The 696-nt window shown below is 66.8% G+C and carries 1 protein-coding gene; it reads left to right on the forward strand.

Annotated elements, in window-relative coordinates; all coding sequences use genetic code 11:
- Positions 1–696: acyltransferase domain-containing protein (locus tag ACX4ZE_RS22925; protein WP_480275538.1), on the forward strand; the 696-nt coding region annotated here is incomplete at both ends.

Here is a 696-nt window from a genome sequence, read left to right on the forward strand (position 1 = left end):
ACACCGAGCTATTGCAGGGGTTGACGGAGTGCGCTGATGGTGTCGGGCGTGTGAGTCGGACGGTGACCAGCAAGGTGGCCGAGCCGGTGTTCGTGTTCACCGGGATGGGTCCGCAGTGGTGGGCGATGGCCCGCGGCCTGTTGGAGGCTGATGGTGTCTTCGCCGCCGAGGCCGCCCGCATCGATAAGGAGTTCCAGCAGATCGCCGGATGGTCGATCGTGGAGGAACTACTACGGCCAGAGCACGAGTCGCGGGCGACCGGTACGGTGGTCGCGCAGGCGGGCAACTTCCTGGTGCAGGTGGCGTTGTGCGCCGAGCTGGAACAGGTGGGGGTCCGGCCCGCAGTAGTGGTCGGCCACAGTGTCGGTGAGGTGGCCGCGGCGTATATAGCCGGGGCTTTGTCGCTGCACGATGCGTTGGTGGTGAGTTATCACCGGGCGCGGTTGCAGGCGACCACTGCCGGGTCCGGGGGGATGCTCGCGGTCGGGTTGCCGGAGCAGGCTGTGCGTGAGCTCGTCGCCGAGGACACCGAGGTGGATATCGCGGCGGTCAACAGCCCTTCGGCGGTGACTTTGGCCGGGGACCTCGCCCGGCTGGACGAGATCGCCGAGTCCCTGACCGAGGAGGGGGTTTTCGCCAAACGTCTGCGGGTGGAGGTGCCGTATCACAGTCATCTGATGGATCCCATCCTCGACC

Source organism: Nocardia sp. TBRC8007 (genome assembly GCF_056629435.1).